General features: G+C 68.3%; 12 protein-coding genes. All 12 read left to right on the top strand.

Translation table 11 applies throughout. The features are described 5' to 3' along the window. The first annotated feature begins 210 nt into the window (after window positions 1-210). The 12 genes from EAO27_RS03890 to murB all read left to right on the top strand — a co-directional run bounded on the left by EAO27_RS03890 (window position 211) and on the right by murB (window position 14,056). Complete coding sequence (locus EAO27_RS03890) at window positions 211-732, top strand: division/cell wall cluster transcriptional repressor MraZ (RefSeq protein ID WP_242777295.1); 522 nt, start codon at window positions 211-213, stop codon at window positions 730-732. Then, window positions 729-1,709, top strand: a complete 981-nt coding sequence (rsmH, locus tag EAO27_RS03895) for a 16S rRNA (cytosine(1402)-N(4))-methyltransferase RsmH (protein WP_242777297.1) — start codon at window positions 729-731, stop codon at window positions 1,707-1,709. Before EAO27_RS03890 ends, rsmH begins: the two co-directional genes overlap by 4 nt. Continuing rightward, a complete protein-coding gene (locus tag EAO27_RS03900; protein WP_242777299.1) occupies window positions 1,667-2,290 on the top strand; it encodes a hypothetical protein in 624 nt (207 codons plus the stop codon). Before rsmH ends, EAO27_RS03900 begins: the two co-directional genes overlap by 43 nt. After that, a complete protein-coding gene (locus tag EAO27_RS03905; protein ID WP_242777301.1) occupies window positions 2,287-3,975 on the top strand; it encodes a penicillin-binding protein 2 in 1,689 nt (562 codons plus the stop codon). The genes EAO27_RS03900 and EAO27_RS03905 overlap by 4 nt, the downstream gene beginning before the upstream one ends. Continuing rightward, on the top strand, window positions 3,975-5,414 hold the full coding sequence (locus EAO27_RS03910; RefSeq protein ID WP_242777303.1) for a UDP-N-acetylmuramoyl-L-alanyl-D-glutamate--2,6-diaminopimelate ligase: 1,440 nt from the start codon (window positions 3,975-3,977) through the stop codon (window positions 5,412-5,414). The genes EAO27_RS03905 and EAO27_RS03910 overlap by 1 nt, the downstream gene beginning before the upstream one ends. Beyond that, window positions 5,411-6,787 carry a UDP-N-acetylmuramoyl-tripeptide--D-alanyl-D-alanine ligase gene (gene murF / locus EAO27_RS03915; RefSeq protein ID WP_242777305.1) on the top strand — a complete coding sequence of 459 codons (1,377 nt, stop codon included), beginning with the start codon at window positions 5,411-5,413 and terminating at the stop codon, window positions 6,785-6,787. The genes EAO27_RS03910 and murF overlap by 4 nt, the downstream gene beginning before the upstream one ends. After that, window positions 6,787-7,857, top strand: a complete 1,071-nt coding sequence (gene mraY / locus EAO27_RS03920) for a phospho-N-acetylmuramoyl-pentapeptide-transferase (RefSeq protein WP_242777307.1) — start codon at window positions 6,787-6,789, stop codon at window positions 7,855-7,857. Before murF ends, mraY begins: the two co-directional genes overlap by 1 nt. Beyond that, window positions 7,854-9,170, top strand: coding sequence for a UDP-N-acetylmuramoyl-L-alanine--D-glutamate ligase (gene murD, locus EAO27_RS03925; RefSeq protein ID WP_242777308.1), 1,317 nt, complete (start codon window positions 7,854-7,856; stop codon window positions 9,168-9,170). The genes mraY and murD overlap by 4 nt, the downstream gene beginning before the upstream one ends. Continuing rightward, window positions 9,167-10,405 carry a putative peptidoglycan glycosyltransferase FtsW gene (locus tag EAO27_RS03930; protein WP_242777309.1) on the top strand — a complete coding sequence of 413 codons (1,239 nt, stop codon included), beginning with the start codon at window positions 9,167-9,169 and terminating at the stop codon, window positions 10,403-10,405. Before murD ends, EAO27_RS03930 begins: the two co-directional genes overlap by 4 nt. 10 nt (window positions 10,406-10,415) lie before the next feature. Next, complete coding sequence (gene murG / locus EAO27_RS03935) at window positions 10,416-11,600, top strand: undecaprenyldiphospho-muramoylpentapeptide beta-N-acetylglucosaminyltransferase (RefSeq protein WP_242777311.1); 1,185 nt, start codon at window positions 10,416-10,418, stop codon at window positions 11,598-11,600. Beyond that, window positions 11,600-13,030 (top strand): UDP-N-acetylmuramate--L-alanine ligase, encoded by a 1,431-nt coding sequence (gene murC, locus EAO27_RS03940; protein ID WP_242777313.1) that lies wholly within the window; start codon window positions 11,600-11,602, stop codon window positions 13,028-13,030. Before murG ends, murC begins: the two co-directional genes overlap by 1 nt. Before the next feature lie 102 nt (window positions 13,031-13,132). Further along, entirely contained in the window at window positions 13,133-14,056 is a 924-nt protein-coding gene (gene murB, locus EAO27_RS03945; RefSeq protein WP_242777315.1) for a UDP-N-acetylmuramate dehydrogenase, read from the top strand. The last annotated feature ends 114 nt before the right edge of the window (window positions 14,057-14,170 follow it).

Genomic DNA, 14,170 nt, shown 5'->3' on the forward strand with positions numbered 1-14,170 from the left:
GGCGCCCCTTTTGACCCGCGTGCCCCGATTTCACCCCGGATTGTGGTCTATTTGCCCTGATTATCCCGAAATTTCCCCTTTCCACCCCGACGGGTTGCTGGTAGGCAGGAATCGGAGAGGGGCAATCTCCGCCTGAGTCACTGGATTCGGAATTTCGCGATTCCGGGGTCGGGAAAGTTTTGCCCAGGGTGTCAGGCAGGGGGCAGATCGATGGCGGTTGTGACGCCCGGCAGCTATTCCGGCACCGAATTCGCCGCGATCGATGGCAAGGGGCGGATCGCCGTCCCCTCCGAATTCCGCAACAATGTGCCCCTCAATGCGGATGGCCAGCGCGTGCTCTGGGTCAGCTTCCATGAAAAGCTGCCCTGTCTGGTCGCCTATGGCCAGGACCAGTATGACCGCCTCAGCGGCGAGATCGAACGCGACCGCGAGACCGCGCGCCAGCGCAACCTCGACTTCGACGAGGATGCCGAGTTCAAGAAGCGCTTCGAATTCGCCAAGGCCTATACGCTCGACGACAGCGGCCGCTTCCTCCCCGGTTTCTCGCACCGCGACCTCACCGAGGAAAGCGCCGGCCAGGCGTATGAAAACGGCGCCTGCGCCTTCGTCGGCGCGGGGCGGCGCTTCGAGATCTGGTGGCTCCCCGAACTCGCCCGCTGCGAAGAGGCGAACCCCCGCCTCCGCCGCATGGGGAGCGCGTGGGAAGCGACGAAGGGGAAGGGGCGCAAATGAGCGAACTTCCCCGCGATCCGCGCCATGACCCGGTGCTCCGCGAAGAAGTCGTCGCCGCGCTCGCCATCACCCCCGGCGAGCGCCACGTCGACGCGACCTTCGGTGCGGGCGGCTATACGCGCGCGCTGCTCGCCGCGGGTGCCGAGGTGGTCGGCTGCGACCGCGATCCCGACGCGATCGCCGAGGGCGCGGCGCTGGTCGCCGAGGCCGGCGGCCATCTGACGCTCGTCCACGGCCGCTTCGGCGAGATCGACCGGCTGCTCGCCGAGCGCGGCATCGGCGAAGTCGACGGCATCGTCTTCGACATCGGCGTCTCGTCGATGCAGCTCGACCGCGCCGACCGCGGCTTTTCGTTCCAGAACGACGGCCCGCTCGACATGCGCATGGCGCAGGACGGCGAGAGCGCGGCCGACTGGATCAACCGCGCCGACGAGGCGGAGATCGCCGACGTGCTCTACCATTATGGCGACGAGCGCCAGTCGCGCCGCGTCGCGCGGGCGATCGTCGCCGACCGGCCCTTCGCGCGCACGGGCGAGCTTGCGGCGACGATCCGCAAGGCGCTGCGCCACCCGCCGGGCGCCCCGAAGGACCCGGCGACGCGCAGTTTCCAGGCGATCCGCATCCACATCAACGCCGAGCTCGACGAGCTCCGGGCCGGGCTCGACGCCGCCGAACGGCTGCTCCGTCCCGGCGGGCGTCTCGCCGTCGTCAGTTTTCACAGTACCGAGGATCGCATCGTGAAGAATTTCCTGCGCGAACGCAGCGGTGGCGATGTCCGCGCGTCGCGCCACCGGCCCGCGCTCGCCCCTCCGGCGCGGGCCGCAACATTCGAGACCCCGGCGCGCAAGGTGCGGCCGGGCAAGGCCGAAGAGGCGCGCAACCCGCGCGCGCGTTCGGCGACGCTGCGCAGCGCGGTGCGCACCGGCGCGCCCGCATGGTCCGATGGTTTGACGGCAAGGGAGGCAATGTCATGCTGATGGCGGCGCGCAAGCTCCAGGGGATCGGGCTCGTCCTGCTCGTGCTCCTCTTCGCGATGATGCTCTATCCGGTGTCGCTCAAGGTGGCGGCGACGCGTAGCGAACTGGCGCAGATCAACCGCCAGATCGAAAGCACGCGCAGCAACATCCGCTACCTCGAATCCGAACTCGCGGTGCGCGCCTCGATGCGCCAGCTCGAACAGTGGAATGCCGAAACCTTCGGCTATTCGGCGCCGTCGGCGAGCCAGTATCTCGAAAACGAGCGCCAGCTCGCGTCGCTCGGCCGCGTGCCGCGCGCGCGCGGCGCCAACGAGGTCGCGCCGGTGCTGATGGCGATGGTCTCGCCCGTCGCGATCCCCGAAAAGGCACAGCCGGTCGAAACCGCGGCCGCCGCCGCGACGAAGCCGGCCACGGTCAAGGTCGCGGCCGCCGCCGTCCAGTCCGACGTGTCCCCGCGCATGGCGCCGACGCGCCGCCGCGAACAGCTCAAGATGATCGAGGATCAACTGCTCGCCGAATCGACCCTCGCCGACCTCAAGCGCGCCGCTGCCGCCGAAGCCGGGGAATCGCGCGGCCGATGAACACCCTCGTCGTCCGCCCCACACGCGTCCGCACCGCCGGTGTGCGCCAGCAGATCCTGCTGACCGCGCAGCAGCGGCTGATGATCCTGATGCTGCTGTTCATGGCGGCGATTCTGCTCGTGTCGGTGCGGCTCCTCTATTTCGCGGTGTTCGACACCGGCGGACGGCAGGGCGGTTCGGCCGCCTTCGTGCCCGCGCGCGCCGACATCGTCGACCGCAACGGCATCCCGCTCGCGCGTACGATCGACGGCTATTCGATCCGCGTCGTGCCGTCGAAGCTGCTCAACGATCGCGCCTATCTGGCCGACGAACTGGTCAAGATCTTCCCCGACACCCCGCGCGAGGAATTTCTGGCAAAGCTGAGCGGTTCGCGCTCGACCTATATCCGCCGCCGCGCGCTGCCCGATCAGGTCGCGGCAGTGAATGCGATCGGCGAAATCGGTTTCGATTTCCCGCGCGAAAAGGAACGCCTCTATCCCCAGATGTCGCTCGCCGCGCACGCGCTCGGCTTCCTCAATGCCGAGGGGCAGGGCGTCACCGGCATGGAAGGCGCGTTCGATGCGCGGCTGACCGACGCCGCGACGCGCGGCGAACCGCTCGCGCTGTCGATCGATTCGCGCGTCCAGGGCGTGCTCGAAAGCGAACTCGGCAACGCGGTCACCAATCTCGAGGCGATCGGCGGCGCGGGGATCATCCTCGACGTGCACACCGGCGAAGTGCTCGCGATGACCTCGCTGCCGACCTTCAACCCGAACAAGCTCACCGGCAGCGACCCAATGACGCGGCGCAACGCGGTGACCTATAATCTCTACGAGCTGGGCTCGACCTTCAAGCCGCTCTCGATCGCGGCGGCGATCGACAATGGCACCGTCACCAGCATGGCGCGTCGCTACGACGCCAGCGCGCCGCTTGCGATCGCGGGTTTCCGTATCCGCGACAGCCATCCCGGCCGCTGGTACAATGTGCCCGAAACGCTGATCCAGAGCTCGAACATCGCGACCGCGCGCATCGCCGACGAACTCGGCCGCGAAAAGATGGAAGTGCTGTTCCGCAGCCTCGATTTCGACAAGCGCCCGGGAATCGAGCTCAAGGAACGCGCCTTCCCGCTGTGGCCGCGCGACTGGGGACGCATCACGACGATGACGACCAGCTACGGCCACGGCATCGCGGTGACCCCGCTCCATCTTGCGAGCGCCTATGCCGCGCTCGTCAACGGCGGCATCTATCGTCCTGCGACGATGCTCAAGCTCGGCGACAAGGCCCCGCCCGAGGGACGCCGCGTCTTCAAGGCGGCAACCAGCGCGCGCATGCGCCAGCTGCTCCGCCTGATCGTCTCCGACGGCACCGGCAAACAGGCGAACGCGCCGGGCTTCCGCGTCGGTGGCAAGACGGGCAGCGCGGAAAAGCCGGGGGCGGGCGGCTATCGCCGGACGTCGGTTGTCGCGACCTTCGCGGCCGCCTTTCCGATGGATAATCCGCGCTATGTCGTCATCGCGATGATCGACGAGCCGAAGGGCAACGCCTTCAGCTCGGGCCAGCGCACCGCGGGCTGGACCGCGGCGCCGGTGATCAAGAAGGTGGTCGAACGCGCGGGGCCGATGCTCGGCGTCTTCCCCGACGAAAGCCGCGACGTCGACGTGTCCGAACTGCTCCCGCTGATCCGGAAAAAGGAAGAAGGCGAATAATGCGTCTGGCGGCGCTGCTCGAACATCATGATCTGGGCGGTGCCGACCCCGTCGTCACCGGGCTCGCCATCGACCATCGCAAGGTCGCGCCGGGCACGATTTTCGGCGCCTTCGTCGGCGAAAAATTCAATGGCGAGGATTATATCGCCGCAGCGATCGCTGCGGGCGCGATCGCGATCGTCGCACGCCCCGAAGCGCGGGTCGAAGGCGCGGTGCACATCGCCGACGCCAACCCGCGCCGCGCCTTCGCGCATATCGCGGCGCGCTTCTTTCACCGTTTCCCCGCCTGCTGCGTCGCGGTGACGGGGACCAACGGCAAGACCTCGACGGTCGAAATGACGCGCCAGCTGTGGCGCATGGCGGGATTCAACGCCGCCTCGATCGGGACGCTCGGCGTGACGACCTCGAACGAGCGCGTCGTCACCGGGCTGACCACGCCCGATATCGTCACCTTCCTGTCGAACATGTCGGGTCTCGCCGCCGAGGGCGTCACCCACGCCGCCTTCGAAGCGTCGAGCCACGGCCTCGACCAGTATCGCACCGAAGGCCTGCCGGTGAAGGCGGCGGCCTTCACCAACCTCAGCCACGATCACCTCGATTATCATGGCGACATGGAAACCTATATGGCCGCCAAGATGCGGCTGTTCCGCGAGGTCGTCGATCCCGCCGGCACCGTCGTGATCTGGAACGACGACATCTGGTCGGCGGCGGCGGAACACGAGGCGAAGCAGCGCGGGCTCAGGATATTGACCGTTGGCCGCGAGGGGGCGGATCTTCGCCTCGTCAGCCGCGAACCGACCCAGCTCGGCCAGTCGCTGCTGATCCAGGCCGGGCCGCTCGTGCAAAAGGTGACGCTGCCGCTGATCGGCGCCTATCAGGTCGCCAATGCGCTGGTCGCGGCGGGGCTGGTGATTGCGACGGGCGGCGACGCCGGCCAGACGCTCGCCAATCTCGCGCGCCTGCAACCCGTTCCCGGGCGCCTCGAGCGCGCCGCGATCACCGCGACGGGGGCGCCGGTCTATGTCGACTATGCGCACACCCCCGACGCGATCGAGGCCGCGCTCGACGCGCTGCGGCCGCACGCGACCGGGCGGTTGATCCTCGTGTTCGGCGCCGGCGGCGACCGCGACAAGGACAAGCGCCCCGAGATGGGCCGGGTCGCGGCGGCGAAGGCCGACGTCGCGATCATCACCGACGACAATCCGCGCGGCGAGGATGCCGCGGAGATCCGCGCCGCCATTGCGGCGGGCGCGCCCGATGCGCGGGTGATCGGCGACCGCCGCGAAGCGATCGCCGCCGCGATTGCAGAGGCGCGCGCCGACGACATCGTGTGCATCGCGGGCAAGGGGCACGAGCAGGGCCAGATCGTCGGGCGCGGCGACGCGATGCGCGTCATTCCCTTCGACGACGTCAGCGTCGCGCGCGAGTGCGCCGCATGAACCCGCTGTGGACCGCCCGCGCCATCGCGGCCGCGACGAACGGCACGGCCAGCGCCGACTTCACCGTCCAGGGCGTCGCCTTCGATTCGCGCGAAGTGGGGCGGGGCGACCTGTTCGTCGCGATGAAGGGCGAGGCGACCGACGGCCACAAATTCATCGACAAGGCGATCGCCGCGGGCGCCGCGGGCGTCGTGTGCGAAACCGCGATCGACCATCCGCATGTGCGCGTCGCCGACAGCGTCGCCGCGCTCGACGCGCTCGGCGTCGCGTCGCGCGCGCGGTGCCGCGGCCGCATCATCGGCGTCACCGGTTCGGCCGGCAAGACGGGGACGAAGGAGGCGCTGTTTGCGGCGCTCGACCGTTTCCGCCCCGGCCGGGCGCATCGCTCGGTCAAGAGCTACAACAACCATGTCGGCGTGCCGCTGAGCCTCGCGCGCATGCCGTCGACCGCCGACTACGGCGTGTTCGAAATGGGGATGAACCATGCCGACGAACTCGCCGCGCTGACCCGCATGGTCCGGCCGCACGTCGCCATCGTCACGACCATCGCCCCCGCGCACATGGAATATTTCGGCAGCGAGGAAGCCATCGCCGACGCCAAGGGCGAGATTTTCGAGGGGCTCGAACCCGGCGGCACCGCGATCCTGCCTTTCGACAGTCCGCATTATGCGCGGCTGCGCGCAAAGGCCGAACGGCACGCCGCGCATATCGTCAGCTTCGGGCTGACCGAGGGGGCCGACGTCCGCGCGATCGACTGGCTGCCCGACGGCCAGGGCGGTTCGCTCGTCACCGCGCAGGTGCAGGACGCCTTGCTCTGCTTCACCATCGCGCAGGCCGGCGCACACTGGGTGTCGAACGCGCTCGCGGTGCTGGCGGCGGTCAAGGCGGTCGGCGGCGACCTGCCCGCGGCGGGACTCGCCTTTGCCGAGATGGCGGGGCTCGCGGGGCGCGGGGCGCGGCATCGCCTGGCCTTCGGCGGCGGGCATATCCTGCTGATCGACGAAAGCTACAACGCCAATCCCGCGTCGATGGCGGCGACGATCGCCCAGTTTGGCAGCGAATCCGCCGACCGCAGGGTGGCGATTCTCGGCGCGATGAAGGAACTCGGCGCGGGCGGCGAGGGCTATCATGCGGGGCTCGCGGCTCCGCTCGTCGCGGCGGACGTGCAGTTCGCCTTGCTCGTCGGCGAAGAAATGGCGCCGCTCGCCAAAGCGCTTGAGGGGCGTATCGATTTCGCGCATGTGCCCGACCATCGGGCCGCCAGAGAGCGGCTGAACGACTTGATCCGCGCCGGCGACGCCGTGCTGGTCAAGGGGTCGAACAGCGTTGGCCTGTCGCATCTCGTGACGGCGCTGACCAACGGGGAAATTTGATGCTGTACTGGCTGGCGGAATGGCTTGGCTTTCCGGGGGCGCTCAACCTCATTCGTTATTTGAGCTTTCGGTCGGGCGCCGCGGTCGCCACCGCGCTGATCATCGGACTGTGGATCGGGCCGCGCTTCATCCTGATGCTGCGCATGCGCCAGGGCAAGGGCCAGCCGATCCGCGACGACGGGCCGCAGAGCCATCTCGCCAAAAAGGGCACGCCGACGATGGGCGGGCTGATGATCCTCATCGCGCTGATGATCTCGGCGCTCCTGTGGATGGACCTCTCGAACCGCTTCGTGTGGGCGTGCCTCTTCGTCACCGCGGGCTTCGCGGTCGTCGGCTTCCTCGACGATTATGACAAGGTCACCAAGTCCAGCCACCGCGGCATTCCGGGGCGGGTGCGGCTGCTGATCGAATTCGCGATCGCCGCGGTCGCGGTGCTGCTGATCGTCTCGCGCACCGGCACCGACCTCTATCTCCCCTTCTTCAACGACATCGTGATCCCGCTCGGGCCGCTCTATTATGTCTTCGCGATGGTGCTGATCGTCGGTTTCGGCAATGCGGTGAACCTCACCGACGGGCTCGACGGGCTCGCGACCTTTCCCGTGATCATCGCCAGCCTTGCCTTCCTCGTCATCGTCTACCTCTCGGGCAATGCGAAGTTCGCCGGCTATCTCGGCATCCCGCACGTGCCGGGGGCGGGCGAGCTCGCGATCTTCGCCGCGGCGATCATCGGCGCCTGCCTCGCCTTCCTCTGGTTCAACGCCCCCCCCGCCGCGGTGTTCATGGGCGACACCGGCAGCCTTGCATTGGGCGGCGCGCTCGCGACGATCGCGGTCACCGCGCAGCACGAGCTCGTGCTCGTAATCATCGGCGGGCTGTTCGTGGTCGAGGCGCTGTCGGTGATCATCCAGGTCTTCTGGTACAAGCGCACCGGCAAGCGCGTCTTCCGCATGGCGCCGATCCACCATCATTTCGAGCAGCTTGGCTGGCCCGAATCGACCGTCGTCATCCGCTTCTGGATCGTCTCGATCGTCCTCGCGCTCGCGGGGCTCGCGACCCTGAAGCTGCGGTGATCACGTCGCGCGCCTTTGCCGGCCGCCGCTACGCGGTGCTGGGGCTGGCGCGCTCGGGGCTCGCGGCGGTCGAGGCGCTGATCGCCAGCGGCGCGGGGGTCACCGCGTGGGACGACCGCGAGGCCGCGCGCGACGAGGCGATGGCGCTCGGCGCCGACATCGGCAATCCGCTCGAGATCGACCTGATCGGTTTTGCGGGCGTCGTCGTGTCGCCCGGCGTACCGCTCAACCGTCACCCGATCGCCGCGCACGCGCGCGCGGCGCATGTCCCGGTGATCGGCGACGTCGAGCTGTTCGCCGAGGCGGCCGCCGACCTGCCGCCGCACCGCATCGTCGGCATCACCGGCACCAACGGCAAGTCGACGGTGACCGCGCTCGTCACCCACATGCTCGAAAGCGCGGGGGTGCCCGCGCTGATGGGCGGCAATATCGGCCTGCCGATCCTGTCGCGCGATCCGCTCGCCCCCAATGAAAACGGCACCGGGGTCTATGTCCTCGAACTGTCGAGCTACCAGCTCGACCTCGCGCACAGCCTCGCGTGCGACGTCGCGGTGCTCACCAACATTTCGCCCGACCATCTCGACCGCTACGACGGTTTCGCGGGCTACACCGCGTCGAAGGCGCGATTGTTCAGCCTCCAGCACCAGGGTCAGGTCGCGATCGTCGCGGTCGACGATGATCCGTCGAAGATGATCGCGAGCCGCATCAACCACCGTCTCCACCGCGTCTCGGCAAAGGACGTCGACCCCGCCGACCAGATGCGCTGGCCCGCATTGCAGGGGCCGCACAACGCCCAGAACGCGGTCTGCGCGATCGCGGTGTGCCGCGTGCTGGGTTTGAACGACGAAGCGATCGAGCGCGGCCTCGCGACGTACAAATCGCTGCCGCATCGCATGGAATTGGTCGGCGAAGTCGCTGGCGTCCGCTGGTTCAATGACAGCAAGGCGACCAACGCGGCTTCCGCTGCACCGGCGCTGGCGGCCTTTCCGCCGGCGCCGGACCAGCGTCTCCACTGGATTGCGGGCGGGCAGGCCAAGGGCGACGGGCTCGCGGCGTGCCGGCCGTGGTTCTGCCACGTCAAGGCGGCCTATCTGATCGGCGAGGCGATGGAGGGCTTTGCCGCCGAAATCGGCGACGCGATCCCGGTCGACCGCTCGGGCGACCTCGCGACCGCGGTCGCGCGCGCCGCCGCCGCCGCCGCGCCGGGCGATATCGTGCTGCTGTCGCCGGCCTGCGCCTCGTTCGACCAGTTCAAGGATTATGAGGAGCGCGGCGACCGCTTCCGCGCGATCGTCAGGGCATTCGGGGCATGAGCCGGGGGTTCGACAATATGGACGCAACGGGGGAACGGCCGATCGTCGTGCAGGCGCGCACCAGCAAGCGGCGCGGGCCGCGGCTCAGCCGCGCCGATCGCACCCCGCTTGGCCTGTGGTTCTGGGAAATCGACCGCGTGCTGCTGCTGCTCGTGTCGATGCTGATCGCGACCGGGCTCGTCGCGGTCACCGCGGCCTCGCCCGTCGCGGCACAGAAACTGTCGACCTCGACCGCGTCGCTCGACCCGCTCTATTATTTCTACCGCCAGCTGATGTGGGTGATCCTCGGCGTGCCGGTGATGCTCGCCGTGTCGATGCTGCCCAAGCCGCAGGCGCGGCGTTTCGCGATCTACGGCACCGTGATCTTCACCTTCCTGCTGTTCCTCGTGCCCTTGATCGGGACCGAGGTGAACGGCGCGCAGCGCTGGCTCGGCAGCGGCCTCCTCCGGCTCCAGCCGTCGGAATTCCTCAAACCCTTCTTCGCGGTCGCGCTGGCGTGGGTGCTCTCGCTGCGGCTGCACGACCAGAGCCTGCCCGTCGTGCCGCTCGCCTTCCTCCTCACCGGGATCATCGCGGTGCTGCTGATGGCGCAGCCCGACCTCGGACAGACGATCATCTTCGTCGGCACCCTGCTCGTGCTCGTGCTCGTCGCGGGCCTGTCGATGCGGATCATGGGCGCGCTCGCCGGGGCCGGACTGGCGGGGCTCGTGCTCGCCTATTTCTTCTATCCGGTCGCGCAGCAGCGCATCAACATCTGGCTCTTCGCCGAAGGCGACAGCTTCCAGGTCGACAAGGCGCACGCCACGCTGACCGCCGGCGGGCTGATCGGCACCGGCCCCGGCGCCGGGCTCGCCAAGTTCCAGCTCCCCGAAGCGCACACCGACTATATCTTCTCGGTCATCGGCGAGGAGTTCGGGATGATTGCGTGCATCGCGATCGCGATCCTCTATCTCGCGATCATCGTGCGCGTCCTCGTCCGCCTGCTCGACGAGGAGGACAGCTTCCTGATCCTCGCCGTCGCCGGCCTCGTTGCGCAGTTCGGGGGGCAGGCGATCATCAACATGGCGGTGAACACCCAGCTTTTTCCGTCAAAGGGCATGACCTTGCCCTTCATCAGCTATGGCGGTTCGTCGATGATCGCTTTGTCGATCGGCATGGGTTTGCTCTTGTCGCTGACCCGGCGGAACCCCTATGCCGCACGCGTGTCGATGACCCGCAACTGGAACAAAAAATGACGGCCCGCCGATGACCGCAACGCGCCATTTCCTTCTCGCCGCCGGGGGTACCGGTGGCCATGTGCTTCCCGCCTATGCGCTCGCGGGCGAACTGATCGCGCGCGGGCACCGCGTCGCGCTGGTCAGCGACGATCGCGGGCTGAAAATCCCCGGCAAGCCCGACGAGCTTGAAACGCACGTCCTGCCCGCCGGGCGCGTCCACGGCGGCCCGGTCGGCTGGGTCAAGGCCGCGCTCGCGATCCGCAAGGGACGGCGCATGGCGATCGACCTGATCCGCGACTTCGACCCCGCGGTCGTCGTCGGCTTCGGCGGCTATCCCTCGCTCCCCAGCCTGCTCGCCGCCAGGGCGATGAAGCGGCCGAGCGTGATCCACGAACAAAATGCCGTGCTCGGCCGCACCAACCGGCTGATGGCCGGGCGCGTCGATGCGATCGCGGTCGCCTATCGCAACATCCATCGCTTCCCGCCCGCGCTCGAAGCGAGGCGCCACCTCACCGGCAACCCGGTACGCGAGGAAGTGATCGCGATCCGCGAGGAAGGCTATCCGCCGCTGCCCGAGGACGGCATCCTCCGCCTGCTCGTCGTCGGGGGCAGCCTCGGCGCCACGGTGCTCAGCGAAGTCGTCCCCGCCGCCGTCGCGATGCTGCCGCGCGCGCTGCTCGATCGCCTCCAGATCGTCCAGCAGGCGCGCGAAGCCGATATCGAGGGGGTGCGCGCGCGCTACGCCGAGCTCGGCGTCGCCGCCGAATGCGCGCCCTACTTCGCCGACATCCCCGACCGCATGCGCTGGGCACACCTCGTCATCGCGCGGGCAGGCGCCTCGACCGTCGCCGAACTCGCCTGCGCGGGACGCCCCGCGGTATTCATCCCCTATCCGCACGCGATGGACAATCACCAGACGTGGAACGTCGCCGACCTCGTCGAGGCGGGCGGGGCGGTATCCTTTGCCCAGCCCGATTTCACCCCGTCGGCGCTCGCCAAGCAGATCCAGCGCATGGCGCTCGAACCCGGCGCGCTCGAAGAGGCGGCGGAACGCGCGGCGAGCTGCGGCCTGCCCGACGCGACACGCGACCTTGCCGATCTGGTCGAATCGATGGCGGCACCGCCGATGATGGACGTGATCCGCGTCGGTGCGCCGTCGCGTTCGGCCGCCGTCGCCGGCGGCGTCGCCGCCACCCGCGCGGGAGACAGGTAATGCGCGGCGTTGCGACCGACATCGGCACCATCCATTTCATCGGCATCGGCGGCATCGGCATGTCGGGCATTGCAGAGGTGATGCACAACCTCGGCTATCAGGTACAGGGCAGCGACATCGCCGACTCCTATGTCGTCGAGGGTCTCCGCAAGCGCGGGATCAAGGTTGCGATCGGGCACGCGGCATCGAACGTCGACGGTGTCGCCGTGGTCGTGACCTCGACCGCGGTCAAGCGCGGCAATCCCGAGGTCGAGGCCGCGCTCGCGCAGCGCATCCCGATCGTCCGCCGCGCCGAGATGCTCGCCGAACTGATGCGCCTCAAATCGACCGTCGCCATCGCGGGCACGCACGGCAAGACGACGACGACCAGTCTCGTTGCGGCGCTGCTCGACGCGGGCGGGATCGACCCGACGGTGATCAACGGCGGCATCATCAACAATTACGGCTCGAATGCGCGCCTCGGCGCCAGCGACTGGATGGTGGTCGAGGCCGACGAGAGCGACGGCAGCTTCCTGCGTCTCGATGGCACGGTTGCGGTCGTCACCAACATCGATCCCGAACATCTCGACCATTATGGCAGTTTCGACGCGATCAAGGACGCCTTCGTCGAGTTCATCGAAAATGTGCCCTTCTACGGCGCCGCGATGCTCTGCCTCGACCATCCCGAGGTGCAGGCGATCATTCCGCGTATTCGCGATCGCCGTATCGTCACCTATGGCTTCTCGGCGCAGGCCGACGTGCGCGGCACCAATGTGACCCCCGGCGCCGACGGCAACCGCTTCGACGTCGTCGTGCGCGACCGCGACGGGAACAGCCGGACGATCGAGGGCATCCACCTGCCGATGTCGGGGCGCCACAACGTCCAGAACGCACTCGCCGCGATCGCGGTCTCGCTGCACATGGGCGTGACCGACGACAAGATCGTGTCGGGCTTCAACGGCTTCGCCGGGGTCAAGCGCCGCTTCACCAAGGTCGGCGAGATCGCGGCGGGTGAGGGCGTTGTCACCGTCATCGACGATTACGCCCATCACCCCGTCGAGATCCGCGCCGTGCTGTCGGCGGCGCGCGAGGGTGTCGGCGCCGGCCGCGTCGTCGCGGTCGTCCAGCCGCACCGTTTCACGCGCCTGCGCGACCATATGGACGATTTCCAGCAGGCGTTTAACGACGCCGACATGGTGCTCGCGCTGCCCGTCTACGCGGCGGGCGAGGCGCCGATCGAGGGCGTGTCGTCGGACACGCTCGTCGCCGGCCTGCGCGATCGCGGGCACCGCCAGGCGAATGTCGTCGCCGATCCCGCCGCGCTGGCTGCGAGCATCGCCGCCGCGATCGCCGCGGGCGAACTCGGCGCGGGCGACAAGATCATCTGCCTCGGTGCGGGCGACATCACCAAGGTCGCGGCTGGTCTCGCCGCGGCGGTGGAGGGTGCCTGATGTGCAGCTTTTTCCACCATCCTCTCAATCCGTTCGTGTCGAGCGAAGTCGAGACACCCCGGAGCACGACGCCAAGCCTGATGGGCATCTCGACTTCGCTCGATGCGAACGGGAAGGGGCGTGGTCGTGAGTGATACCGCTACCCTCCCGGCCGTTCGCGGCAAGCTGACGGCCAAGGCCCCGCTCGCACCGCTCGTCTGGTTCAAGTCGGGCGGCCCCGCCGACTGGCTGTTCGAGCCGAAGGACGCCGACGACCTTTCCGATTTCCTCCGCGATCTCGATCCCGCGATCCCGGTGATGGCGCTCGGCCTCGGCTCGAACCTGATCGTGCGCGACGGCGGCTTTCCGGGCGTCGTCGTCCGCCTCGGCAAGGCTTTTGCGAAAGTCGAAGTGCTGGACGGGACGACGCTTCGCTGTGGCGGCGGCGCGTCTGGCATTCTTGTATCTTCGACAGCGCGAGATGCGGGCGTAGGCGGTCTCGAATTTCTGCGTTCGATTCCAGGCACCGTGGGCGGCTTCGTCCGGATGAACGGCGGCGCCTACGGCCGTGAGGTCAAGGACATTCTGATCAGCTGCGAGGTCGTGCTTCGATCGGGGCAGCGCAAATTTCTTGGCTTGGAAGATCTGGGATACACTTATCGCCATAGCGAGCTGCCCGGAGGTGCCGTCGTCGTCGGCGCCACGTTCCGTGGCTATCGGGACGAACCCGCCGCCATTCAGGCCGAAATGGATCGCATCTCGGCGAGCCGCGAGGCGTCGCAGCCGTTGCGCTCCAAAACCGGCGGCTCGACCTTCAAGAACCCCGACGGCCACAAGGCATGGCAATTGGTCGACGCGGCCGGTTGCCGCGGCCTCGCGGTCGGCGGCGCGCAGGTCAGCGAGAAGCACACCAATTTCCTGATCAACACCGGCGACGCGACGAGCGCCGACATCGAAGCGCTCGGCGAGGAAGTCCGCCGCCGCGTAAAGGAAAAGAGCGGCGTCGAGCTGCAATGGGAAATTCAGCGCGTGGGAGTGAAGAAGTGACGCTGCGCTATCTCATTCCGTTTGTCCTGAGCTTGTCGAAGGACTGTTCTTGCTTGCCCGCGTCAAAAGAAAAGGGCGGGCCTTCGACAAGCTCAGGACAAACGGTTTTGAATA

Source organism: Sphingopyxis sp. YF1, from assembly GCF_022701295.1.
In the GTDB taxonomy this organism is placed as follows: domain Bacteria; phylum Pseudomonadota; class Alphaproteobacteria; order Sphingomonadales; family Sphingomonadaceae; genus Sphingopyxis.